General features: G+C 54.3%; 16 protein-coding genes. 13 read left to right on the plus strand and 3 right to left on the minus strand.

The window, feature by feature from the left end:
• The first annotated feature begins 27 nt into the window (after nucleotides 1-27).
• The 4 genes from LPC22_RS04815 to LPC22_RS04830 all read left to right on the plus strand — a co-directional run bounded on the left by LPC22_RS04815 (nucleotide 28) and on the right by LPC22_RS04830 (nucleotide 6413).
• A complete protein-coding gene (locus tag LPC22_RS04815; RefSeq protein ID WP_229132797.1) occupies nucleotides 28-1317 on the plus strand; it encodes an ABC transporter permease in 1290 nt (429 codons plus the stop codon).
• A complete protein-coding gene (locus tag LPC22_RS04820; protein ID WP_229132798.1) occupies nucleotides 1314-3182 on the plus strand; it encodes an ATP-binding cassette domain-containing protein in 1869 nt (622 codons plus the stop codon). The genes LPC22_RS04815 and LPC22_RS04820 overlap by 4 nt, the downstream gene beginning before the upstream one ends.
• A 562-nt stretch (nucleotides 3183-3744) precedes the next feature.
• Nucleotides 3745-4143 carry a MarR family winged helix-turn-helix transcriptional regulator gene (locus LPC22_RS04825; protein WP_229132800.1) on the plus strand — a complete coding sequence of 133 codons (399 nt, stop codon included), beginning with the start codon at nucleotides 3745-3747 and terminating at the stop codon, nucleotides 4141-4143.
• Nucleotides 4140-6413: an ATP-binding cassette domain-containing protein gene (locus tag LPC22_RS04830; protein ID WP_229132802.1), complete on the plus strand. Its 2274-nt coding sequence runs from the start codon at nucleotides 4140-4142 to the stop codon at nucleotides 6411-6413. Before LPC22_RS04825 ends, LPC22_RS04830 begins: the two co-directional genes overlap by 4 nt.
• A 26-nt stretch (nucleotides 6414-6439) precedes the next feature.
• On the opposite strand, the gene LPC22_RS04835 is transcribed toward LPC22_RS04830, so the two are convergent.
• Nucleotides 6440-7210 carry a GNAT family N-acetyltransferase gene (locus LPC22_RS04835; protein WP_229132804.1) on the minus strand — a complete coding sequence of 257 codons (771 nt, stop codon included), beginning with the start codon at nucleotides 7208-7210 and terminating at the stop codon, nucleotides 6440-6442.
• A gap of 347 nt (nucleotides 7211-7557) precedes the next feature.
• Between LPC22_RS04835 and LPC22_RS04840 the strand changes: the two genes are divergently transcribed.
• Nucleotides 7558-8178, plus strand: a complete 621-nt coding sequence (locus tag LPC22_RS04840; RefSeq protein ID WP_229132806.1) for an isochorismatase family protein — start codon at nucleotides 7558-7560, stop codon at nucleotides 8176-8178.
• An 18-nt stretch (nucleotides 8179-8196) separates the two neighbouring features.
• Here the strand turns inward: LPC22_RS04840 and LPC22_RS04845 are convergent, their stop codons facing one another.
• Nucleotides 8197-8943, minus strand: coding sequence for an SDR family oxidoreductase (locus LPC22_RS04845; RefSeq protein ID WP_229132808.1), 747 nt, complete (start codon nucleotides 8941-8943; stop codon nucleotides 8197-8199).
• Between the two features lie 307 nt (nucleotides 8944-9250).
• On the opposite strand from LPC22_RS04845, the gene LPC22_RS04850 reads away from it, so the two are divergent.
• The 7 genes from LPC22_RS04850 (at nucleotide 9251) to LPC22_RS04880 (ending at nucleotide 19182) form a co-directional block, all read left to right on the plus strand.
• Complete coding sequence (locus tag LPC22_RS04850; RefSeq protein ID WP_229132809.1) at nucleotides 9251-12640, plus strand: DUF5107 domain-containing protein; 3390 nt, start codon at nucleotides 9251-9253, stop codon at nucleotides 12638-12640.
• Nucleotides 12637-13695, plus strand: coding sequence for an aldose epimerase family protein (locus LPC22_RS04855; RefSeq protein ID WP_229132811.1), 1059 nt, complete (start codon nucleotides 12637-12639; stop codon nucleotides 13693-13695). Before LPC22_RS04850 ends, LPC22_RS04855 begins: the two co-directional genes overlap by 4 nt.
• A 42-nt stretch (nucleotides 13696-13737) precedes the next feature.
• Nucleotides 13738-15177, plus strand: a complete 1440-nt coding sequence (locus LPC22_RS04860; RefSeq protein ID WP_229132815.1) for a sugar porter family MFS transporter — start codon at nucleotides 13738-13740, stop codon at nucleotides 15175-15177.
• A gap of 132 nt (nucleotides 15178-15309) precedes the next feature.
• The gene (locus tag LPC22_RS04865; RefSeq protein WP_229132817.1) at nucleotides 15310-16161 is read left to right on the plus strand and encodes an AraC family transcriptional regulator; all 852 of its coding nucleotides are present in this window, start codon (nucleotides 15310-15312) and stop codon (nucleotides 16159-16161) included.
• A gap of 176 nt (nucleotides 16162-16337) precedes the next feature.
• On the plus strand, nucleotides 16338-17615 hold the full coding sequence (locus LPC22_RS04870; protein WP_229132819.1) for an MFS transporter: 1278 nt from the start codon (nucleotides 16338-16340) through the stop codon (nucleotides 17613-17615).
• Between the two features lie 347 nt (nucleotides 17616-17962).
• Entirely contained in the window at nucleotides 17963-18703 is a 741-nt protein-coding gene (locus LPC22_RS04875; protein ID WP_024627771.1) for an SDR family oxidoreductase, read from the plus strand.
• A gap of 113 nt (nucleotides 18704-18816) precedes the next feature.
• Complete coding sequence (locus tag LPC22_RS04880; protein WP_229132821.1) at nucleotides 18817-19182, plus strand: TIGR02328 family protein; 366 nt, start codon at nucleotides 18817-18819, stop codon at nucleotides 19180-19182.
• Nucleotides 19183-19361: 179 nt separating this feature from the next.
• On the opposite strand, the gene LPC22_RS04885 is transcribed toward LPC22_RS04880, so the two are convergent.
• Nucleotides 19362-20618 (minus strand): MFS transporter, encoded by a 1257-nt coding sequence (locus tag LPC22_RS04885; RefSeq protein ID WP_229132824.1) that lies wholly within the window; start codon nucleotides 20616-20618, stop codon nucleotides 19362-19364.
• Between the two features lie 205 nt (nucleotides 20619-20823).
• Here LPC22_RS04885 and LPC22_RS04890 point away from each other — a divergent pair.
• Nucleotides 20824-25376 (plus strand): Spy0128 family protein (locus LPC22_RS04890; RefSeq protein ID WP_284143463.1); only part of this gene is annotated, 4553 nt, incomplete at its 3' end.

Raw genomic sequence — 25376 nt, forward strand, 5'->3', positions numbered from 1 at the left:
TCTGAGAGTGTGAGTGATTGGAGAAACATGAAAGCCGTGATGATCAAAGAGTTCAGAGAGCTTTTGCGAGACAAAAGAACTCTGGCCATGCTTATTCTCATGCCTGTGCTTCTGCTGTTCATTTTTGGCTATGCCGCGAATTTCTCAGTTGACAAGGTATCGGTCATCGTCATCGGAGAGAACGCAAATCAATACGCTGAAAAGCTGGAAAAATACGATGCTTACAAGGATGGAATGACCATCACCAGCATAGATGAGCACATGCATGGAAGAAACGACGCCGAGACTCTCTTGCGAGACAGAAAGGCAGATGCAGTCATCACCGTAAAAGGCGATGCCGCAGATAAGCAGAGCAGAATTCTTGGCAGGGATGCTCATGCCTACATCGACGGTTCAGGTCTATTCGCCGCGCAGTCCGCCAGGAAAACAGTTTTGCAACTCACCGGTGAAGATATGCAGCAGAGCGCAAAGGAAGCCAAAAAGAATGCTCTGAAAACACAACAAGAAAAAATGAGACAATTCGAGCAGCAACTTCAGGAGTATCAGCTCGCCGCTCAACAGGCAGCAGCAAAGGGCCAGCCTGCACCACCAAGACCTCAGCTGTCCTTGGAAAAGAACAGCGATATGTCAGAGAAAACCAGCGGCTCTCCTACAAATGACGCCAACACATCAGCTATGACGATATTCTTCAACCCTGACCTGAAAACCTCTTTTGTCATGATTCCGGGACTTATCGGACTGATCATCACGCTGATCGGCACCATGATCACCAGCATCGGTCTGGTCAGGGAGCGAGAACAGGGCACCTTGGAACAGCTCGCTGTTATGCCGCTTCGCCCATTCAGCATCATTGTCGGGAAAATAGCCCCCTACTTCCTGCTTGCCTTGGTGGACATGGCCATCATCACCATCCTGGGTATATGGGTATTCGGAATTCCCTTCCGCGGTAATTTCTGGATATTTCTGCTGGGAACAGTCCTGTTCCTGTTCGTAGTACTGGGCATGGGCATTTTCATTTCGACCATATCCCAAAACTCAGGGCAGGCTGTCCAGATGGCGATGATGTTGGTCATGCCGCAAATGCTGCTTGGCGGCATCATCTTCCCGCTTGAATCCATGGCGGCATCGGTTCGATGGATCGGGTACATACTTCCACTTACCTGGTTCAATCAGATGGCTCAGGGAATCATGCTGCGCGGGTCTACATGGGAATCGCTGTGGCTGCCCGTGGCAATACTGACCGCTGAAGCAGTGGTGCTGTTTTCTCTCGCCTCGCTGAAACTGCGCCGCCTACTCACTAGAGGAGGGGCACGATGAGCAAAGATCAGGACGTTAAGAAAATGAGCAGACAGAACAACAGTCTTCAATTGAGGGACGTCAGTGTAGCCTTTGACGGAGTCAAAGCGCTTGATTCCTTCACAGGGACATTCTCTGCAGGCAGCCTGACCGCTTTCACAGGCGGAGATGGCGCGGGAAAGACCACTCTGCTGAAGCTGCTGGCAGGCCGGGTAAAAGCAGCTTCCGGGAAGATTACAGGACTGCCCGACAAGGAACGCATCGGCTACCAACCTGCGGATTCAGGAGTATGGCGTGACATGACCGTACTGGAAAATCTGCGGTTTGTTGCCGGCATCTACCACATGAACCCTGCACACGCTCAAGAGCGCATTGACTACTTAATTGAAAGCGCAGGATTGATAGGCGCCCGGAACAGGTTAGGAGGACAGCTGTCAGGAGGAATGCGCCAAAAGCTTGGTGTAATCATGGCAGCACTGCATGAGCCTGACCTCCTTCTGCTCGACGAGCCGACTACAGGCGTCGACCCGGCCAGTCGCGAAGACATTCTCGCTCTGATATCATCCCAAGCGGTCGAGGGTAGAACTGTCCTGTTTGCTACAACATATTTGGACGAGGCGGCCCGTGCCTCAACTCTGTATCTAATGAACAAGGGAAAGCCGCTGTATGTGGGCGATCCGCAAGCTATGCAGAAGGATGCACCGGGCCAATTATGGGAAGCCACGCTCGACATCGGAAAGCCGATGATCCTGCAATCTTCGTTCGGGTCCTCATTGCAAGCACGCCCTCCGGAGCTTGCATACCATAACTGGCAAAGAGGCAATACAGTCTATATCTGGACATCACCAAAGGACAGTAGAACACCTCAAAACTTTCGCCGCACTGATTTTGACTTGGAGAATGCATTTATCGCTTTTCTTCTCTCCGACGAAGAAAAGCATGCCAATGCTTCTGCGTCAGCAACGTTGGAATCTGATTCTGCAGATAAGCCCCACAAGACTTCAGAACTCGTCATGCATACCAGCAAACCCTGCGTCAATGCTATGTCGATCACCAAGCAATTTGGATCGTTCACGGCTCTCAATCAGGTATCGCTGCAGGTCAATTCAGGTCAGATATTTGGACTTATCGGCGGGAACGGCGCAGGGAAGACGACGCTCATCAGGATTCTTCTTGGGCTAGAAACCATGGACAAGGGATGGGTGTCCATGTTTGGCGGAAAGCCGGGCTTCTCTACACGTCGTCTTGTCGGATATGTCCCTCAAGGCCTTGGACTCTACCGAGCATTGAACGCTAGAGAAAATATGCAGTTTACGGCTGATATCTATAAGGTAGCAGCGCGCGGATGGACCGCCCTATATGCTGATTCTTTAGGAAAACGTCCAGTCGGAAATCTGCCGCTTGGTTCCCAACGGCTCCTGGCCTATGCCATCGCTGCCGAACACCAGCCAAAACTGCTGGTTTTGGATGAACCCACTTCGGGAATGGATCCCGTATCACGAATGCGTTTGTGGCGCGAGCTTCACCGCACAGCCGCCAACGGGGTAGGAATATTGGTAACCACGCATTATATGAGCGAGGCATCACAGTGTGACCGCTGTCTGATCCTCTCACATGGCCGGACACAGGCGGAAGGCACTTTGGAAGAAGTCCTACGTGGACACTCCTCCATCATGGTCCAAACAAACAGGTGGCGGGATGCCTTTGCACTGTTGAAGCAAGCGAACCTGCCAGTCACTCTGGATGGGAAAACCTTACGGGTCATGAACGGAAGTGAGACCGAGGTGCGGAAGGCCTTAGCCCCCTTGGGCATGACTAATCGAGAATGCACGATACGCCAAACGGATGCGACCTTGGAAGAAATTCTGGCCAAAAGTTCTCGATGAACACAAGACAAGCGACAATGAGCCTGGAGGGGTATCTGGCATAGTCCCCTCCAGGTAGATCGGCGCAATATATAAGCAGCGATAAAGGTTCAAACAATGGCAGGCTGGTCTTTGCCTTGACGATCCAGTAACTCGAAGATCATAGCGAGCACTGCAGAGCCTCGCGGCTGTGGAGAGCCGCTCGTGGGAAGCGCAATCCAACCATCAATTAGATCCAGTTTGAAACCGTTAGTATGTCCTATGAGCCGAGGTCTATTCACATTAAATTTTATGAATAGAGGGATAATCAGTCGCTACACATACACAGCCTTTCTGTAAGCAGCAGAATTCCACTCGGGGTGAGACTTGCACAAGGAAATCCGTAAGTATTCGGTATCGGACTGCAGTAAAACGACACTCAGGCATGCAGTCGAAAAGTCCGCCTACCTCTTCAGCAGACCAAGAAAACCAGGCGGAATTGACGTTGATACATGATGAGCCCAATCTATCAACAGATAGTTTCCAATATGATATAGTTTCTATTATGAAATCAAATGAGCCGTCCCCTCTTTATAACGCTCTTATGTATCTGCAGTGCGAATTCGTGGCAGAGCGTAACAGAGTCAACCCAGGAAACATCACCTGGCAGCAATTCGACATCCTGACTGTCCTACGCACGGGAGCGTTCATGCCCTCACAGATTGGCCAACGGCTTGGCATGAGCCGATCCAAGGTCTCCAAGAACCTCAGCACGCTGCGCGATCTCGGATACATCAGGCAGGTGCCTGACGCCCACGACCGGCGAGAGCTGAAGACCAGTCTGACCCAGGATGGCCGGGACATGCTCAACACCATCGATCAACAACATAAGACCCTTGAAGAGGATGCCCGACAGGTCTGGTCCAAAGACGAGCAGGAAGAGTTCACTGCTCTTGCAAACAGACTCATCGCCAAGCTGCGCCAGGAGCGAGTCGCCCGATGAGGACCGAATGCATTATTATTGATCGGGCCTCCACACACAACCTCAAACAAGTCTCGCTGGCCATACCAAAGCGGGCCATCACCGTGGTCACAGGCCTGTCAGGCTCAGGAAAGTCGTCACTCGTGTTTTCCACGCTGGCAGCCGAGTCACAGCGTATGATCAACCGCAGTTACAGCTCCTACATTCAACAGCTCCTGCCCAAGTATGAGCCTGCGGAAGTCGCCCGCATCGACAACCTGCCCTTCTCCATTGTCGTAACCCAGAAGCAGCTCTCGGGCAATGCCCGCTCCACCGTGGGCACCTACACCGATATCTATACCGCCCTGCGCCTGCTGTTCTCCCGTATGGCCCGGCCTTTCATCGGGTACTCCATGACGTATTCCTTCAACAATCCTGCGGGAATGTGCCCAACCTGCCAGGGTCTGGGAACTGTACGCAGTCTGGTGCTTGATCGCCTGCTGAACATGGGCCTCTCGTTGAACCAGGGAGCTATCAACTTTCCCACCTTCCAGCCGGGCGGCTGGAGACTGACCAGGTATACGGATTCAGGCTATTTTGACAATGATCTGCCCCTACGGGAGTGGACCAGAGATGACCTCGACTTCCTGCTCCACGGCAAGAGGCAAAAACCGGCAAACCCTGGCCCCAAGTGGCATAAAACGGCCATGTATGAGGGATTGGTGCCCAGAATCACCAAGACCTTCATCAACCAGAGCAACGACAAATACCAGCATGAGCTGGAGGAGGTTACACAAATCGCCCAGTGCCCCGACTGTCAAGGGGCTCGGGTCAACGCCAAGGTGCGCTCAGCCAGGATCGATGGACTGAACATAGCTGACTGCTCCGCCATGAGCGTGGCTGACCTCAAGGACTGGCTCGGGAAGATTCATAACGATCAGGCTGAGATCATTCTGCAGGACCTAAGGCGAAAGATAGCCAACCTGATAACGGTTGGTCTTGGCTACTTGAGTCTGGAGCGTGGCACCTCTACGCTTTCAGGAGGAGAGGCACAGCGTCTGAAAATCGCCAACTGCCTGAACAGCCCCTTGAATGACGTTCTCTACATCTTCGACGAGCCAAGCGTTGGCTTGCATCCCCATGACCTGACCGGGATCAGGAAAATCTTCAAAGGCTTACGGGACAAGGGTAATACAGTGGTGATCGTGGATCATGACCCCCAGCTCATCGCCATTGCCGACCATATCGTCGACATGGGGCCAGGAGCAGGCAGAGAAGGGGGACAGATCGTCTTCGAAGGGAGCTATCAGTCTCTGCTGGCAAGCGAAACAACCACTGGCAGAGCCCTGTCAGATCCAGGCACTGTAAACGAACCGGCGGTGCCTTCGCAAGGCTTCTATACAATAGACAAGGTCACTGCCCACAACGTCAGAGAAGCCCACGCCAAAATACCCCGGCATATGCTGACTGTGGTGACCGGAGTGGCCGGCTCGGGTAAGAGCACGCTGATCCGGGAAGGCTTCATGGCACAGCATGATGCCATACTCCTGGATCAGAAGCCGATCAAGGCCAGCGGACGTTCCAACTTGCTGACATACTTGGGCGTCTTCGACCCGCTGCGCAAGGCCTTCGCCAAGGCCACAGGCGAATCCCCCTCACTCTTCTCATTCAATGCTGCCGGAGCCTGTCCAGTCTGCAAGGGCAAGGGGGTCGTCACTCTGGATATTGCCTACATGGGCGACACCAGCACTGTCTGCGAAAGCTGCCACGGAACCAGGTATTCAACACAGGCTCTGTCCGCCAGATATCGCGGTCTCAGCATCGCTCAGGTGCTGAAACTGACTGCCGACGAGGCCATGCGTCAATATCGTGAAGTGCTGGGGCCAGCCATGAAGGCACTGGCGGACGTCGGGCTGTCGTACCTATCCGTTGGGCAGGCCCTCGATACGCTCTCCGGCGGTGAGCTGCAACGCCTTAAACTGGCCAGGCTACTCAAGGACGGAATTCGTGAGACCCTGATTTTGGATGAGCCCACCAGCGGCCTGCATGAATCCAATATCCTGCAGCAGATTGCGCTCCTACGTAGACTCATCGCAAGCAAAGGGCTGACTGTTGTCGCCATAGAACATAACCTGCGCTTCATCGGTCAGGCCGACTGGGTGATCGATATGGGCCCAGGAGCCGGAAGCGCGGGCGGCAAGGTCTTGTTTGAAGGAGCTCCGCTTGCACTGATGCACCGCAATGACACTCCCACAGCCCGAGCCATGAATGCCTATTTCGGCTTTAACGAGGACGCAGCAGCGCGATCATAAGCGGCTGCATTCAGATCAGCAATGGTTCAGCAGTCCTGCAAGCGGCGCTTCTGCCTGCCATCCTGATCGAAATTGGTGTCATCCAGCCAGGTCTCTAACCGCTCTTTTACGGCCGGCCATTCACTATCCATTATGGAAAACCAATCCGTATCCCGAGTGCGGCCCTTGTAGACCATATCGTTTCTGAACCGGCCTTCAGCCTTGAATCCCAGCCTCAGCGCGGCCGCCCGGGAGGGCGCGTTGAGGCTGTCGCACTTCCACTCGTATCGGCGATAGCCCAAGTCCTCGAAGACATGCTGAGCCATCAGATATTGGGCCTCGGTGGCCTGTCTGCTTCTCTGCAACTCCCTGGTATAGATAACGTGGCCCATCTCAACGCTTCCCATGTCGGACCTTATCCGCTGCAAGGCATACATGCCCAACAGATCCGACGAATTTTGAAGCTTCACATGCTCGCTCATATCCGCGTCCTTCGCACCTGCAGACTGACCGACAACGAGTTCAGGTACAGATGGCTTGCGAAGAATAGCAAAGAAGAGGGGATCCCGGCTTACAATCATGGACGCGAACCCTGAGTCGAATGCTGGTCTATCAGGGTAGAGGTCGTGAGTGCTATAGGTCATAATGGATTTGTCGCATTCTGGGCCGAAAATCCGCTCATAGAAGGCATCACCTTGGTTTTCGTCCAAGGGCACTACCAGAACGGTCCTGCCGGTCAAGTTGACAGGCTCCGGCATCATGGCTCCGGCGAACGAAATTGCATCACCAATAGGTTGCCCAAACTCGTTGATCCTCATACCCGCATCTCCTCCCTTGGAACGATGCTCGCTCCGTCATTGTACGGAAGATGCGGACCAGAAGCACCAGCTATCACCCCGTACAATCCTGGCATTTAGGATACCAAGCAAACACCCCAAAAGTCCGTATGAATCCGCCTCGCACTACCCCGTCTGATCACCCTTGCCACCCCTTTTATCATCTTGCCCACAAGATGCTGATTTGCCGCCGTATTTGTCCACATGCACTCAAGCGGGAGGACCGACGCACCTGCGGGAATTAGACTGATACGTAAGAGGAATGCTTTCGGAGCTTCAACCGGTATTCCCTCTGCCTACCGTCAGCATCGACCAAGGGAGTGATCACCATGTCCAAGGCTTTGATCGTCGTGGATGTTCAACCGACCTTCTGCGAAGGAGGTGAACTGGGAGTCGAGGGAGGCAACGCCACAGCTGGCAAAATTGCCGACTATGTCCACAGTCATGCCGGAGACTACGCCTACATGGCCACCACCCAGGATTGGCACATCGAGCCTGGATCTCACTGGTCCGATCACCCGGATTTCGTGGACACATGGCCCAAGCACGGTGTGGCCGGATCACATGGGGCGGAGCTACATCCCAGAATTCGGGAGCTGGGCATCGCCCATCACTTCAAAAAAGGTCAGTATTCCGCCGCTTACTCTGGATTCGAAGGCATCGAAGACAACACTGATCGGATCCAGAGCAGGGAGGAATTCGCTGCGGCTAAGTCATCTGGAGTCACCTTGGCCGACGCATTGGCGCAAGCGGGAGTCGACCAAGTGGATGTAGTCGGCATCGCCGAATCCCACTGCGTCAAGGAAACGGCCTTGGATGCCGCGAATCTGGGCTACCAGGTCACGGTCTTCGAGGATCTGACTGTCCCGGTCAGCGAGGATCAGGGCGTCGAGGCTCGAAAGGCCATGGCCCAAGCCGGCATTCGTCTTCTTTCCTCCAACGGCGACTGAAGGCAACGACAGAGGAATTCACCAGGGCTGGATGGTGGGGCCTACGGTGAATTCCGATACATTGGTATCCTCAGGCTGATCAATGGCAAAGGCCACCACCTGAGCCACCCGCTCGGGATCAATCTGGTAGCTGTCGTAGGTCTTGTTCATATCAGCCAGGGTCTGCTTGTCTGTGATGGTCTCCAGTAGTTCAGTCTTAATGGCCGCCGGATAAATGGTAGAGGTACGAATATGCGTCCCCTCCTGGGCGGACTCCATCCTGAGCACCTCCATCAGATCACGCAGGCCCCACTTGGTTGCCCCGTAAACCGCTCCGCCAGTATAGGCTTTGAGCCCAGCCACCGAAGAGGTGGCGATGAACTGACCATGTCGCTGCCCGGTGAACTCCGGCAGAGCCGCAGCAATGCCGTACAGTGCGCCTTTGAGGTTGACGTCAATGGTCCTATCCCACTCGTCCACATGCAGAGCCGACAAGGGCGAGTTAGGCATAAGCCCAGCGTTGAGGAATACCACGTCCACCCCGCCGAACTGCTTCTTGGCGAAAGCCACGAAGTCCTTATTGGCCTGTCGATCGGTCACATCCAGAGCCATGGCGACCGCCTGGCCACCGGCCTGAACGATGTCGTTGACGATTGTATCCAGCCGATCCTTGCGGCGAGCGCCCAGCACCACCTTGGCCCCTCGCTGCGCCAACAGCCTCGCTGTGGCCTCCCCGATACCGGACGAAGCTCCGGTAATCAACACTGTCTTATCTGCAACTGTCATAGCAGTCCCACCTTTCCTTGATCTTCAATCGGCCTGATGGTACAACCTCGAGCCGCTGGAAGTGCAAGTTAAAAGTGGGCCGCCTGTGACTTACCTATCAGAGTCTGTGATTTCAGAATCGACAGACCGAACCGGCACGAGGCCACAAATCCTCCTAGTAAGAGCAAGAATCCGAAATAAGAGGACAATTTTACTGGTCGCAACCCAAATATCCAGCCTTAGTGTGAGACGTAAGGAGACAGCATCGGAGCTGCTTCGGGCCGCTCGACTCCCCCAGACATAACCTTAAAAGACAAAGGAGCAGGTAATGTCGTCAACCGGACAGGTCAAAATTTCGGACACCACCTTGGTCATTCCCACCTACGGAGTCGGCAAACCGGATAAGAATCCTCAATTTATTGAAAAACGCGTCTATCAGGGATCCTCGGGCAAGGTCTATCCATACCCGGTAATCACTTCTATCAAAGACACCAAGGAAGACAAGTCATACAAAGCTGTCATCATTGAGAATGAATATATCAAGGTAACGGTGCTCCCCGAACTAGGGGGCAGAATCCAATATGCCCAGGATAAGACCAACGGGTACGATTTCGTCTACCGAAACGATGTCATAAAGCCTGCACTGGTCGGCCTTACGGGACCGTGGATCTCGGGAGGCATCGAATTTAACTGGCCTCAGCACCATCGCCCCACTACTTTCAGTCCAGTCGATTACCGTCTTGTCGACCTCGCCAATGGCGGCAAGGGAGTCCAATGCCATGATGTCGACCAGATGTACGGCACCGAGGTCGTCACTACAATCGCCCTCTATCCAGGTAAGGCGTACATAGCCATCACAGGAGATCTCTACAATGGCACAAGCCTTCCCCAGACTTTCCTTTGGTGGGCTAACCCGGCCGTATCTGTCAACGCCCACACCAAGACGGTCATGCCTCCGGATGTAACAGCGGTGATGGATCACGGCAAACGCGACGTGAGCAGATATCCTATCGCTACGGGCACTTATTACAAGCATGACTATTCGGAAGGCGTGGACATTGGTAGGTACAAGAACGTCCCCGTTCCCACCTCCTACATGGCTGCTGGAAGCAAGTACGACTTCGTTGGCGGATACGATTACGTAGCTCAAGCCGGCATTCTGCATTATGCCGACCACCACATCAGTCCCGGCAAGAAGCAGTGGGTCTGGGGTAGCGGTGATTTTGGACATGCCTGGGATCGGAACCTAACCGATGACAATGGGCCCTATGCCGAACTCATGACCGGTGTATTCACTGACAACCAGCCGGATTTCAGCTGGCTCAAGCCTTTCGAAACCAAACGTTTCACCCAGTATTTCATGCCGTATAAAGCCTGTGGTCTGGTTAAAAACGCCACATTAGATGCTGCTGTGAACATGGAGTTTGGCCCTGTTGATCCTGCGAAAGCCGCGGGAGAAACCGAAGGCGTCGACGGCAGCGGCTTGTCGGATGGGCAGGGCCGGGTAACCGTGTACGCCACGCACCGTATAGATCATGGTCTGGTCAAGGTCACGAATCGTAAAGGCGAGACCCTACTCGAACGAACCACTCTACTGAGCCCCGTCAATATCCTCGCTGAAGAGTTCGACACTCACGGGACGGCTCCCACAGACATGACCGTATCGGTCACCGACCAAGACACCGGTAAGGAACTCGTCTCTTACACTCCGGAACCGGATACTATCGACAAACTGCCCAGCCCCGCAAAAGCTGCACCCAAACCGAGCGATGTCGCCACCAATGAGGAGCTATTCCTCATCGGCACCCATCTTGAACAATACCGCCATGCCACATATCGTCCCGATCCCTACTATCTGGAAGGACTGCAACGTGATCCCGGCGATGCCAGGATCAACAATGCCTATGGCCTGCTTCTGCTACGACGCGGCGTGTTCGAAAAAGCAAAGGAACATTTCCAAAAGGCCATCGACCGCATAACCAGCCGTAACCCCAACCCCTATGATTCAGAACCGTACTTCAATCTCGGCCTGGCTAATTGGTATCTGGGACTGGAAGATCAGGCCTACGATGCCTTTTACAAGTCGACCTGGGATGATTCCCAACAAGAAATGGGCTTCTTCTATCTCGCCGCAATCAGCGCACGCCGCGGCAACTGGTCTCGATCCTTGGACTTCGTCAATAGAAGCCTGGTGAAGAACTCTGAGAACATCAGGGCTAGAGGGCTCAAAGCCTACTTGTTGCGTAAATTGGGCCGAACAGACGAGGCGGCCAGCCAGGTGGAGAAAAACCTCACCTTGGATGCATTCGACTTCGTCTCAAGCTACGAACACTACCTGACCACAGGCAACAAACACGATTTGGACCTTACCCGGGGATTCACAAAGAACCACATCAAGGCAGCTCGCGAATATGCGTCATTCGGAGCCTACGACGAAGCCCTGGCAATGCTAAGCCAAGCCAAAGGCCAGGATCCTATGCTGGACTACTACAAAGGCTATTACCTAGCAGCCATGAATCGTCCTGACCAAGCCAAGGAAGCTGTTCTGAGAGGCGAGGAAGACGACAGCTACTGCTGCTTCCCCAACACCTTGGACGATATTCAGGTCCTTCAGGCCGCGATGAAGATGGGCGCCAAGGCCAAGGCACCTTACTATCTGGGATGCCTTTATTACGACAAGCTCCAATCAGACAGGGCTATCGAGCTGTGGCAGACCAGTGCTCAGAACGATCCGAACTTCCCCACGGTCCACCGCAACTTATCCTTGGCATACTATAACAAGCGACATGATGAAGCCAGTGCCCTAGAGCAGATGGAAAAGGCCTTTAGCCTCGACCCAACAGATTCCAGCATTTTCCTGGAGCTGGATCAACTCCGCCGGATGCTTGGATGGACCTACAGCCAGCGTCTGGTCGAATACCGCCGCAATCTCAACGCCGTTCAGGAGCGCGATGACTTGTACATCGAGTATCTGACAGTGCTCAACATGACCGGCAATTATCGCGAAGCCTATGAACTGATGGGCAAACGGCATTTCCATCCTTGGGAAGGCGGAGAAGGGAAGATCACAGCCCAATACCGCATCAGTCTGATGCTCATGGCAAAGGACGCAATGAACGCCAAAGACTGGCAAACAGCTAAGGATCTACTGACCAAGGCCCAGTCCTATCCAGAAAATCTGGGCGAGGGCAAGCTCGAAGGGCAGAAAGACAACGATCTGCATTATCTCTTAGGCCTGGTCGAAGCACACATGGGTCATGATGAAGCAGCAAAGGCTCAATTCCGTCAGGCGACCATCGGACCGGACGAAGTCAAGGGGGCAATGTTCTATAACGACCAGCCTGCAGAAATGATCCTGTACCAGGGTCTGGCTCATGATGCACTAGGTGAACACGGACCTGCCAATGCCAGGTTCTACCGCCTGCTGGACTTCGGCGAACAGCACCTGAACGATCAAGCAGCTATAGAATACTTCGCAGTATCCCTTCCTGACTTCGTAATCTATGACAAGGATTACACAAGAATGAACCACATTCATTGCTTGTATGTCATGGCTTTAGCCAACATCGGATTGGGCAAGGCGCAAAAGGCGTCGGATCTGCTTGCCAAAGCTATGTCCGAAGATCCTAGCCACATCCAGGTCAACCTATTTAGCGACGAACTGTCCCATCGGCATATATTGATGAACAGTTCTGCTGCAACTAAGGCGACAGCATGAAGGCAGCGGACATGTCGGCCGACGAATTCGGCAGATTAGACGATGATAGAGCCGCACACCTATTTAGGCTCCAAAATGGACAGGGACAATCGGCAACAATCACCGATTACGGAGCGCGGCTTGTCTCTTTCCTCACCCCGGACAGTGCCGGAGATCTTAGACAAATCGTCTTGGGGTGCTCGGATTTAGCGAGCTATTGCGCTGACACCTGTTGTCTGGGTGCCATCATCGGACGCAATGCCAACAGGATATCTAATGCTCAGTTCCAGCTGAATGGACGCACATACCGATTAGCAGCGAACGACGGCAAAAATAACAACCACAGCGGCCCCGATGGTTACGAGCACCGACTTTGGACGACTGATTCGTACGACGACCGGCATGTCACCTTGAGGATGGATACCCCAGACGGCGATCAAGGCTTTCCAGGAGCCATGTCGATCACGGTATGCTACAGGCTTCAGGATGACGGACTCGAAATAACCTTCGAAGGCGCCACGGATGCAGACACCATATGCAATCTCACCAATCATGCCTACTTCAACCTGGATGGCGACGGATCTGGCAATATTCTGGATCACACACTGCAGATAAATGCAGATACGTTCTGCCCCATCATCAGTGAGGATGCCATCCCAACAGGCTCTCGACAGGCCGTGGCCGATACTCCGATGGATTTCAGGAAACCCTGCAACATCGGTAAGCGTCGCGATCCGACTTTCGATCAGATCAGGCTTGGGCACGGCTACAACCATGCCTACCCGATCAACAAAAGCCCTCGAGAGTTCGACCATATGGCCACGCTAACCAGCGCGAAAACCGGCATTCGGCTCGACGTCTTTTCCGATCTGCCCGCAATCCAGATGTACACCGGTGACTATCTGAGCAACACCCGAGCTAGGGATGGCCACTGCTATGGGCCCAGGGAGGGCATAGCGCTTGAATGCGAATTTGTACCCAACGCCATCAACAGCGACAACCCCATAAAACCCATCTTAAGAGCAGGCGACATTTTTGCCGCCAGGATCTGCTACCGAACGAGCATCATCTCCTGAAACAACAGAGACCCGTCAACAAGATAGAAAGAAGTTTCTCACATGTCTCATCCAACTAAAACCGGTATACCGCCGGCAAAAGGCTTATCCAACGGCAATAAGATCAAACTCATTATCGTTTGCGCTGCCGCTGCCGTCGGCGGATTTATGTTCGGCTACGACACATCCGTCATCAACAGCGCCGTCAAGGCACTGACCAGTCCGGATTCCGGATTCGGCGTCACAGGCTTCATGTCCGGATTCACGGTTTCATCGGCGCTCGTCGGCTGCGCTGTAGGAGCTTGGTTTGCCGGCAAACTCGCCGATCGTTACGGTCGCACCAAGGTTCTTATCGGCGCATCCATACTTTTCGTGGCCTGCGCCCTGGTATCGGGCCTGACAAGCAACGTTTGGGTGTTCTTCATATTCAGATTCCTAGGAGGAATCGGAGTCGGCTTCACCTCTGTCATCGGCCCTTCGTACATCTCGGAAATCGCTCCTCAGAATCTGCGCGGCATGCTAGGTTCCATGCAACAGTTCGCCATCGTTCTTGGACAAATTGCAGCTTTAGGCCTCAATGATCTATATGCGATGGGCGCAGGCGGTGCCGAAAAGACCTGGTGGCTGGGTCTAGCGGCTTGGCGATGGATGCTGATGACTATGGCTCTGCCGGGCATACTTATGTTCGTGGTGGCACTGATGCTCCCGGAGTCCCCGAGATATCTGGTGATGAAAGGGCAGAACGAGAAGGCCAGGACTATCCTCTCCGAAATCACCGGCGAACCCGATCCCGACGACAAGGTTCAGGAAATACGTGGAACCATGCTCGAACGTCCGGCACGCTTGTCTGATCTGAGGGGCGATTGCTTCGGACTGCGCAAGGTCATGTGGGTGGCAATCGGAGTAGCCATGCTGCAACAACTCCAAGGGACGAACGTTATCATGTTCTACGATTCGTCCATGTGGCAGATGGTCGGATTCTCCGAGCAAAGCGCATTGCATATGTCGTTCATTCGCACAATCTTCGCTCTGATTGCCACCATGATCGGCATGGCCTACATCGACAAGATCGGTCGGCGCAAGCTGCTGACGATTGGATCCGTAACCATGACCATTGGTCTTGCGCTTATGGCCGTAGGATTCTTCACCGGCAAGGTGGTCAACGGTGAAGTGAATGTGACCACCGGCTGGGCCTGGTTCTTGCTGATCGTAGCCAATGTATTCTGGTTCTGCTATTCCGCTACCTGGGCACCAGGCATGTGGGTCGTCATCTCCGAAGTACTGCCAAACTCCATTCGCGCCATAGGAGTGTCAGTGGCGACTTTCTTCTGCTGGATTGCTTCAGCCGCCTGCAACTGGGTGTTCCCCTCCATGCGTGACGGGATTGGCTTGGGCTGGTCCTATGTGATCTTCGCCCTTTTCGGCGTCGTAGGTTTCCTTCTGGTCACCAAGGCCCTGCCTGAGACCAGTGGCGTGGCGCTAGAAGACATGAGCGAGAACTGAAACCGGGACCCTACACGGGCATTTTGATAATGGCAGGAACCATGCCACACGGCTCCTGCCATTATCTTACCCACTTAAGGAACAGACTTATAACATATCGTTAACGAATATGGACAAAGAGGAACAGCAATCATGAAACCCGCCGAGCACTTCATCGACTTGGCCAAGTCGGACTTCGTCATGCGGATTCCTTCGGCCACAGCTCGGCGTACATTTCTTTACCTGCTTAGGTCTGGCCTGTTCAGCTACCAGCCCGGCTATCGCCTTGATCGCCGCTCCTTTGACAGTTTTCTCGTCATGCTAGTGCTCTCAGGATCCATGGATTTGGATCTGCCTGCAGGTCATTTGCGGGCCGTGGCTGATCAATTCGTTCTCGTTGACTGCTATTCCCGTCATCGTTATGGGACTGACACCAAAACGGATGTATTGTGGATGCACTTCGACGGAATAACAGCACGACCGTATTATGATTTGATCACAGCAAAACTTGGAAATGTAATCACCCTTCGCAACCCTTCATACGCGCGGACGCAGCTACGTGAAATCCACGATATGGCCACGGATCAGGGTGGATACTCCGAACCGGAGATGGCTCGGCATATTACCGACCTGCTCACAGAATTTGCCGTAGAGAACAAGCCGGGAGTCACAGCAAAGCGTTCACGTACCATCGATGATTCGATAGCCTACATCGCCGATAATCTCAATCAGTCGCTAACGGTGAGTTCACTGGCCGAACGGGCATATATGAGCGAGTACCACTTCATCCGTATCTTCAAAAAGCAGACAGGTCTGACACCTCACGCATATATCACGGCTTCACGTATCGATGTGGCCAAGTTTCTACTTCTCAACAGCGATCTTTCCCTGGACGAAATCCGCAAACAGTGCGGATTCTCCTCGATATCAATCCTATGCAACACCTTCAAACATCAAATAGGTATGACTCCTATACAATACCGCCGTCAAAACGGTGATTATTGAGTTCTCGCCACTCTTCGACATTCACAAATCCTATTAGGATAATTCGTGCCCATATTGGCATCCTCATCGCAGATCCCGCAACAACATACTGGTATCATCCCTGGTAATTTGTTCTTCCCTTATCTGCGAAAGAAAGGTCAGCGGTCATGCCTCGACCATCACGATCATCTGCCCGGATGCAGGCCGTCTACCCGTACTTCATCGTTTTGACCGGCATCATACTCAACGCTGTACCAGTCTCGCTGATTTGCAGTTGCGCAGGAATATATTTCACACCTGTCAGCCAATATTTCCACGTGCCCAAAGCTGTGTTCACCGGTTACTTCAGCCTGTTTAGCATCACTATGGTGTTCTTCCTGCCTATAGCAGGACGGCTGATGAGCAAATTTGACCTGCGCGCTGTGCTAAGCGCAAGCATTCTTTTGGTGGGTCTAGGCTGTCTGGCAATGTCCCGTACCACAGCCATCTGGCAGTTCTACGTCTGTGGATTCGTCATGGGCGTGGGCATGCCGGCCGTACTTTACCTAGCCGTGCCCACCTTGATCAACGCATGGTTCTGCAAGCGCATCGGATTCAATATAGGTTTGTGCATGGCCTTCACAGGTATAGGCGGTGCTATTTTCAACCAATTAGGCAACTCGATCATCCAATCCGCACCCAACGGTTGGCGACGTGGATACTTGACCTTTGGAATTATTATCCTGGTCGTCACTCTTCCATTTACCATATTCGTCGTTCGCTCACACCCATCGGACCTGGGTCTGCAACCATATGGGGCTGATCGCTCCCCAGTCAATACTCAAACGGATAAGGCGATTAACAAAAAAGAAGATAAGTCTGCAGCCAAACCCACGGACAAGGGCATAACAGCACATCAGGCCCTGCGTACCCCGGCTTTCTGGTCCTTGGTGATATTCTGCGCACTTATCACCATGAACCAGACTGTCTACCAATTCCTGCCCTCCTATGCGGCATCCATTCCCTCCATGGCAGCCATGGCAGGTCTAATCGCCTCCTCCTGCATGATCGGACAAGCAATTGGCAAGATCACACTTGGATTCATCAACGACCGGAATGTGGTCCTTGGTTTAGGAGTTGGGATCAGTAGCGGACTAATAGGCATCTTTTTGATGTGGGCTTTCCCCACCCACAGCATCCTGCTGTTGCTCGGTTCTTTCGGATTTGGATTCGTATATGCCTGCACGACGGTCGAAACACCTCTGTTGACGCGATCGGTCTTCGGCACCTTGGATTATACGGAGATTTATGCCCGCATACAGATGGCCGGTTCCGCAGCCTCAGCCGTCGCAGCGATCCTCTGGGGAATAATTATTGACCGGCCACATGGATATGCCATACTGTTCACCTTAAGCGCGCTGATCATGGTAGTAGCTCTGGCAACTGGCTCTCTTCCATTGGTTGATGGCCGTAGGAAAGGCAGCCTGTACGCATGAAACCATTTTTAGTAATTGCTGTATTACCGCTTTTCAATGATATGGCACAAAGTTGCAAAGACAGATGAGTGCGAATACATTATTAACTAAAACATATCTGCCCTTCTTCTTAACCAAATCGCGAACAATACAATTGGCTTTATCTTGATATGCGTCATAAATCATCACTTCGTAGTCAAAAAATCTCATCAAGTTACAGGACGCAGACTTAACGAAGCAATAACACTAATCCACATACCGACCATAGAAGCCGCGTCATCCGGAGATAGCTCATTCAGCAGCCGTCAACATGGGCATGCCATCACATAGGATGGAATATGACAGCACATCTCTATAAAGGAGTGGATATGACTGATCGTCTACAAGGTAAGGTAGCCATCATCACCGGAGGAACCGGCGGCATGGGCGTGGGCGTCGCCGAATGCTTCGTCCGCGAGGGAGCCAAGGTGGCCCTTACCGACATCAAGGAGAGCGATGCCTCCCGCAGCTTCATGCAGGAGCACCCCGGGCAGGTCGTCTTCCACACCCTGGACGTGACGGACGAGGACCAGTGGGTCTCCACCATCGACACCGTTGAAAAGGAGCTGGGCCAGCTGACCACCGTGGTCAACAATGCTGGTATAGGCGGCAGCGGTGCCACCATGGACGAGGAAAGCTACGAGGACTGGAAAAAGGTTATCGCCATTAACCTGAACGGAACCTTCCTGGGCACCAAGCATGGCATGAGGGTGATGAAGGGCCGCGGCGGCTCCATCATCAACATCTCCTCCATTGAGGGCTTTGTGGGCCTGAGCCGGGCTGGAGCATACAACGCCAGCAAGGGCGGCACCAGACTGCTGACCAAATCTGCCGCTCTGGATTCCGCCAACAACAACTACGGTGTTCGCATCAACTCGGTCCATCCTGGATTCATCAAGACCCCTCTGATCAGCCAGAGCCTTGAAGACAGGATGAGCAAGCTGACACCTCTGGGCCACATCGGCGAGCCCCAGGACATCGGCGAGATCTGCGTCTACCTGGCCAGCGACGAATCCAAGTTCGCGCTGGGTGCCGAATTCGTTGTGGACGGTGGATTCATCGCCCAGTAAGGAATTCCAGTAAGGAATTGCCCAACCCCCTTCTTCTGCCAGTCCGCCTCACAGCAATGCAAACGGCTAGGCTGAAGGAGGGGTTCACTTATGCCCTCAACGAGGGGGGCGTCATGCGACTGTGGCATCAGGATCTGATTCGGCTGCTTCCCAGACAGCAGCTGCTGGGTCAGCATCGGGAGATCACCGCTCTGCGTGGACTGGGCTGGGGACGGCGGCATGCCACCGTTGACTATGTCTTTCTCCACTCTCCATACAAGCTCTTTCAATTTCATCTGCTGGTCATGGCAACGATGCGCGAGCGCGGCTACCATCCTGATCCCACCTGGTATGACCCGCTCTACCGCGGCAGGCATTGCCCGCCATACAAGGATTTAACTGCAGTGCCGTTGACGGACCCCATCTATCCCGAGCACGATGCAGCCTATCTGCAGGAGTGCCTGGAGAATCTGGCAGGGAAGGGCATCCATTTGACCTGATGACGACCCTCAGGGCCGGTGTCGACTGGCTGCTGTGGCCATAAAATTCACAGACGTGTACGGCAATATCTGGGAACGGCTGTTTGAATCCGAGTATCTGCCCAAAGACCGTACTGCCGGTCTCCATCTCTTGTATTCGCCCGACAACCGGTTGGCAGAGTTTTGCCAACCAAAGGGTGTTATTCCCGAGTGAGCCTGGACACCGTGGGCACCAGGAGGGTAACCGCCGCCAGCAAGAGCGCCAAGGGCAGCAGAGCAGGCCTAACACCGGTATGGTCAGCCAAAAACCCGATAGCCGGGGGAATGATCCAGGAGACCCCGTAGTAGGCAGTGGAGATGACCGAAGCACGCTGGGCTGCCACGGCTGGATCCTTGGTTGCCAGCGTAGTGACGATAGGTACACCCAGAGCAGCTCCGACGCCCCAAATTCCAGTGCCCACAAGGCTCAACACGAAAGAGGGAGCAAGAGCATAGACCAGGATGCCCAGAGCCGAGACCAGAAGGGTCAGGACCAGCGAGCGCATGTTCCCCAGTCGTTCGATCAGATGCGTACCCAGCAACCTTGAGACGATCATGGCTGCAGCGAAGATCGTGGGAGCAAGACCGGCTTGGGACTCGGGGACGCCAAAAGCATCGACCAGGCCGATCCCGGTCCAATCATTGACAGCACCCTCGCTGGCCTCCAGGGCCACATTAATCAGGGCAAGCATGAGAACCAGTGCATCGCCCCAAGCAGCCAACTGCTTGCCGAAGGCGGACGATTGCTTTGACTCCGACCCCGCCTGCTGATCCGAACGTCGGTCGTCAGCGCCGCCCTTGTAATCCCCTAGAGGCTGAGCCGGGCAGAGCAGAACGCAGGCGATCACCAGAGCCAGACTGACCAGCGCATTGACTGCTAGGTGCGCGCCTATGGCCACCCCCAAATGAGACAGGAGCGAGCCCAGTCCCAAGGCAAGAAACATGCCCAAGCTATATGAGGCATGAAAACGCGGCATTATGGACCGGGAGGAGAAGCGCTCCACTGCACCCGCCTCGACGGTGTTGACCGTTCCCCAGAGGCTGATCCCCGCCGAATTGAAGAGCAGTCCCAAAACCACCCCGGGCACTGAGCGCAGAGTGACAGCCAGTGCCGCGATTACCATGCCCAGGCACCAGGTGGAGGCTGCCAGCAGCATGGCCCTGCGCACTCCCAGCCGATCAGTCAATACACCCGAGATCAGCATGCCGACCAGAGCGCCGCAGCCGCCCAGAATGGTCATCAGAGCCAGGCCCGAGGGCTGCAGACCGAGGCTGGCCTTGACTGTTGGCAGTCGAGAAATCCAAGCCGAGGTACCGATGCCCATGATGATGAAGAACCCGTAGACAGCTGACCGCTCTCGCATTCCGTGACCTGGAAAATCGGCAGACGAGAGCTCATGATGATCCCGTTCACTCATGCAGACCTCCCTGTTCTGTCCATAGTTGACCCTTTACTCCGGAGGCGCATATCAATAGCGGAATTATAATCAATGACTTTGTATACTATTCTGTAAAGCTAGTATCGAATGACTCGAGAACCATCGTAGACAGTCGACCGGATGATCTGAAGGGGATGCCCCGGCCCGACGCCCCAGTCGGTCGTCGGCGCTCAAAAGGAGAAACGTGGCAAAGGGTAATTTGAGCGGAAAAGTCCTGGCCGGCCTGTTGGCTATGGCCACGTTAATACCCACTATGGCCATAGCCAATGGTGGACAGACAGCTGATGCCCAGACCACCGCCTCCACATCAACATCTGCAACGACACAAGCACAGCAGACATCGTCCACGTCGACCCAAACCTCGACTCCACAGTCAGGCACCGCCGCGTCCGGAGCAGCCCAAACCACTCAGAAGTCGGAGTCGGCCACCCCGAACCAGGCCGCACCCATACAACCCAGCACAGGGCCGACCACCAAATCGGCAATCAAGGACATGCTGGACACCGACGACGCCGTGGTCACCACACTGTCCCAGGCATCCCGCTCCACCGGCACGGCTCCTTTCGACAACGACAACAACCCCGGCGACGACCACGATGCAGACAATGACATAGTGCGCACTTTCGATAAGGTGTCCTACACCTACTCTTTTGCCGTAAATACCCGCAGCGAGACCACCAGCTATCGCCGAGGCCGAATAGGCTTCCAATTCAAACTGAGCCAGCCTGAGGACCAGGTCACCTTTGATGTGAATTCCATGGGCTGGGTGGACACTACGCCGGAATACCAGCCAAAGCAAACTACAGAGACTATCGACGGTCATCCGACACAGGTGCTTACCGTTTACAGGCTACTCACCGCCCCACAGAATTTGCCTACCGTTATTCCGGGATCCTCCAGCGTCACTCTGGTCCTTCGGGTCCGAAGCATGCCCAATGGCAGCAAATTCGCCCCCGAGGTCCAAGCCTGGGGCGCTCCGAATACCACCACCAAGACCGATCCTGCTTCAGCCACATCCGATCAGGTCACTGTGTCGGCCAAGCTTAATCTGAACCTGCGAATCACTGGCGGAACCAATGAAGGCTCCGGCAACCAAACATTCGACTTCAACACCCCAGCCGCCAGCAATTACCCCAACCATGAGCTGGGTAAGCGCAAGGGGATCATCAGCAAGTTCAACTGGGCCGTTGACATGCGTTGGCCCGATCGGACCAAGGGCCTCAAGGGTCTGGATGTTCCCACTGGCCCCATTACCTTTTCCCTGTCACTGAGCAATTTGTGGCAGACCGCTGGCGGAGATGCCTACCCGAAGATAGCGGATCTGCAACCCTACTTCTGGGACATCGGCACCATCGACGGCGACTTCAACAACAGCGGACGCAACACCGGCGATCAGGGCTGGAGACCCACTCTCAGCAACTATGGCTATGCCCGATCCACGGGTGGCACGGCTGGGAAGGACCAAGTCCAAGGCAATGGTCAATACACCGTGGCTGAACAGCGCAACAGCCAGGGCCTCAGGCTGGACCTGACTTTGAAGGACTATAAAACCAACGACCCCTTCCCCTACCTAGGACACACCTATGCACCAGACGCCAGGTGCACGACTGCCCTGGCCTCGACTGACTGCACGCGACAGGAAGTGGCCGAAATCTCCACTGGTTACCTATATGTCTTCAACCCCTCCACTGTCGACGGCAAGGACGTGGCCAACTACTATGGACAGACCGGTCTCAGCTTGCAGAGCAAGGTCGACGACGGCAACCTGAGTGCGAAATCGCTATCAAACCAGTCTTTACCCTCTGCCACCGGCCCCACGGACACGTCAAACCAAGCCGACCAGTCCGATGACATGTGGCACAACGTCATCTTCGCGCTAGGCTCCAACACAATAAAGGCAGGCATCAGCAACATCATTCAGTACAGTTGCATGACGGCTCCTAACTTTTTTGATGACGGCGTGGACTGCGGGTGGTGGACTGCTCCTGACAACCTACGGGGGACCGACTCAGCAGTCGCAGGGACCCAAGTGCGGGTAACGGCCGGCTTCAACTTCAAAACCAGCAAGGCCGATCTGCCTCTGCTGGGAATGTCCTTGGTCAAGATCGACCCAAAGGTAGTTGGACTACCGGACCCCGCAGGTCTGAATATTCCCTGGGTCAATGGCATCTGGCAGAACGGCAAATACGATCAATACGAGCCAACGAGCGATCAACACCCGTCACAGGAACTGGTCATGTACGCCACCAAACCCGACGGCAAGGACTGGAAAAACGACACTGAGCAAGCCAATGCCGACATAGAGGATCTGAACTTTTATAGCACGCAGAAGGATGCAAAGGAGCATGGCACGGTTGTAGGCATGCTGCTGGGCGGGCACACCGCCGCGCCCTCCAAGTTTGCCGAAGAGAATTCCCGATTCGGCTTCGGCGGATTTGTGATCAACGTCCTCCCCGATGCCAAAGTAAGTTCGGTAGCCCAGCTGACATCAGTTTCGCGCACTTTCACCCGCAGCCAATTAGCAGCTATGGCCGGGTTAAGCCCCGAGAACTCCAGCGATCAGGAATGGGAGGACTGGGCCAAGCAACAGAACCCCTACGAGCTGGCCAAAATCAAACCTCCCGTCTTAGCCACGTCGGTCGGAGGCTATACCAAGGCCAGCTATGACCAAATAAACGGTTACCTGGGCGGAGACACCGGCGGCAATGAACACGGGGACAGCCTCTATGTAGCCGGCGAAACCAACACCATCTCCAACGCCGTGGCACAAACAAGCACCAATTCCGAACCCAAAGAATACTTTGACATAGACAGCGATCAACGGTTCGTTGACTGGCGACTAACCATCAACACCGGCACTTCAGCTTCCCAAGCCAACAAGGGCGCCCAAACCGAACTGTACATCACCGACAAACTACCGGCAAAGCTCCACTACATCCCCGGCAGCGCCCGATTGGGTGGCACATATACGGAAGCCACGCCTGAAATGGGCCACATAGAGGGCGGAACCGCCTGTGAGCCATCAGTGAGCACGGACCCCGGAACCGGAATCACCACTCTGTCCTGGACATTGACCAACATCCCTGTGGACGGCAACAACCGCGTCATCCACTTCTCCACCTCCCTGGGTGACCTGACTGACCCTAACAAAGACATCGGCTCCAACGAAGACCTGACGACCTCTGCCACAGTTCAGTCAAAACAGAATATGTCCCAGCCCAACACATACTTGAAGACTGCCGATTCCTTCACCATCCACGCTTGGCGGACCAATACAACCACCCTTTCCACCTCGGCCGTACAGGACACTAATGAAGTCGGTGCACCAATCGGCTTCACCAACATGCTGAGCAGCACCTCAGGCAGTGGCAAGCAGCATCACTATGCCATCGACATCATGCCGTACAAACAGACAAGCGGCAAACCCGACTTCCACGGGGAACCCACTTTTGCCGATATGAACGTAAAAGCTTCGGCGGGGGCTAGTCTGAGCGGAATCACCATCCGCTACACCACAGATTCTCGATGGCGGGTCAATGACACGAGTTCCATACAATCCCAGGAATACCTCTCTTGGGACGAGGCTGACTTCAACACAACAAGTGGCGAAGTGAAAATGCCTGAAAACGTGGTGGCCTGGGCCTTCATCATCGATGGGCAGCCCAACCAATTCCGCTATGACATTACTTTCCATATAAATCCCGGAAACAACTCCTCAGGCGACCTCTATCGGAATCGCTGGGGCAATGCACTGAACCAAATGCCGGCTCAGGCCATGGTTGTTCAACGTTCCATCAGTGGCATCGTATGGTACGACGTCGATGGGGACGGCACCCGCTCTTCGGACGATATTCTGCTTAAAGATGTCAAAGTGACCCTGCTCAACGATACTGACGACAAGCCCGCCAAGTCGGTCGTCACCCCACATGATGATCTGAGCACAAAATCTGATTCCCAGGGCAAGTACGAACTGACCAATATACCGGCAGGGCAATTCCACCTGCGGTTCGACCCCGCTCCGAATACGAACTGGACCCACCTGACTACAACAATCCAAAAGGCCAGCGGGGCCAGCCCGAGCGAAAACTCCTCAGCCAGCGACATACTGGAGAACGGAACCATGAAAGGCGCCGTCATCAAGGATATTAAGTTCCAGAAGGCCGAGGATATGGTGGACACAGCCAGCCAATCCCTGGATTTCAACAACTGCGGCCTGACAGGAACAATAGACACCAATGAAGTGTCTGCAGGAGTCAAAGTACAGATCCAAGGCAGGAACTGGCTCAACTCAGACTCATTCACGTTAACTGCCGAGCCCCTGAATGGCGCACCGTCCGCAGCGTTGCCCAGCCAAATCACCATAGACGCCGACAACCAAAATGCCCAGGTGCCCGTCAACGTGTCTGCTCTGCCCGACGATGGCAGCTACGAGTATCGTATACACCAGGAAACCGGCTCCATTCCTGGCCTAACGTATGATCAGAGCACTGCAATCCTGACCATCACTTTGACAACTGATGCAGCTCAGTTAGAACGTACCGCCAAGGCGCAGTGGACTGACAGCAAGGGCAAGAAGATAGACACGGCGGCCTTCACCAACACCTACCAGGCCAAGCCGGCCACGGTCAGGCTCACCGCCTCCAAGCACCTGGAAGGCCGGGGCCTGAAAGCCGGGGAGTTCGACTTCCTCCTGCAGAACACCAAGGGCGGGAAGCCGGCCCAGGCATCCAACAAGGC

This window comes from Bifidobacterium mizhiense (assembly GCF_020884755.1).
GTDB classification, from domain to species: Bacteria; Actinomycetota; Actinomycetes; order Actinomycetales; family Bifidobacteriaceae; genus Bombiscardovia; species Bombiscardovia mizhiensis.

Coding starts and splice junctions, on each gene's coding strand:
- LPC22_RS04815 (WP_229132797.1), top strand. CDS start 28: ATGAAAGCCGTGATGATCAAAGAGTTCAGAGAGCTTTTGCGAGACAAA.
- LPC22_RS04820 (WP_229132798.1), top strand. CDS start 1,314: ATGAGCAAAGATCAGGACGTTAAGAAAATGAGCAGACAGAACAACAGT.
- LPC22_RS04825 (WP_229132800.1), top strand. CDS start 3,745: ATGTATCTGCAGTGCGAATTCGTGGCAGAGCGTAACAGAGTCAACCCA.
- LPC22_RS04830 (WP_229132802.1), top strand. CDS start 4,140: ATGAGGACCGAATGCATTATTATTGATCGGGCCTCCACACACAACCTC.
- LPC22_RS04835 (WP_229132804.1), bottom strand. CDS start 7,210: ATGAGGATCAACGAGTTTGGGCAACCTATTGGTGATGCAATTTCGTTC.
- LPC22_RS04840 (WP_229132806.1), top strand. CDS start 7,558: ATGTCCAAGGCTTTGATCGTCGTGGATGTTCAACCGACCTTCTGCGAA.
- LPC22_RS04845 (WP_229132808.1), bottom strand. CDS start 8,943: ATGACAGTTGCAGATAAGACAGTGTTGATTACCGGAGCTTCGTCCGGT.
- LPC22_RS04850 (WP_229132809.1), top strand. CDS start 9,251: ATGTCGTCAACCGGACAGGTCAAAATTTCGGACACCACCTTGGTCATT.
- LPC22_RS04855 (WP_229132811.1), top strand. CDS start 12,637: ATGAAGGCAGCGGACATGTCGGCCGACGAATTCGGCAGATTAGACGAT.
- LPC22_RS04860 (WP_229132815.1), top strand. CDS start 13,738: ATGTCTCATCCAACTAAAACCGGTATACCGCCGGCAAAAGGCTTATCC.
- LPC22_RS04865 (WP_229132817.1), top strand. CDS start 15,310: ATGAAACCCGCCGAGCACTTCATCGACTTGGCCAAGTCGGACTTCGTC.
- LPC22_RS04870 (WP_229132819.1), top strand. CDS start 16,338: ATGCAGGCCGTCTACCCGTACTTCATCGTTTTGACCGGCATCATACTC.
- LPC22_RS04875 (WP_024627771.1), top strand. CDS start 17,963: ATGACTGATCGTCTACAAGGTAAGGTAGCCATCATCACCGGAGGAACC.
- LPC22_RS04880 (WP_229132821.1), top strand. CDS start 18,817: ATGCGACTGTGGCATCAGGATCTGATTCGGCTGCTTCCCAGACAGCAG.
- LPC22_RS04885 (WP_229132824.1), bottom strand. CDS start 20,618: ATGAGTGAACGGGATCATCATGAGCTCTCGTCTGCCGATTTTCCAGGT.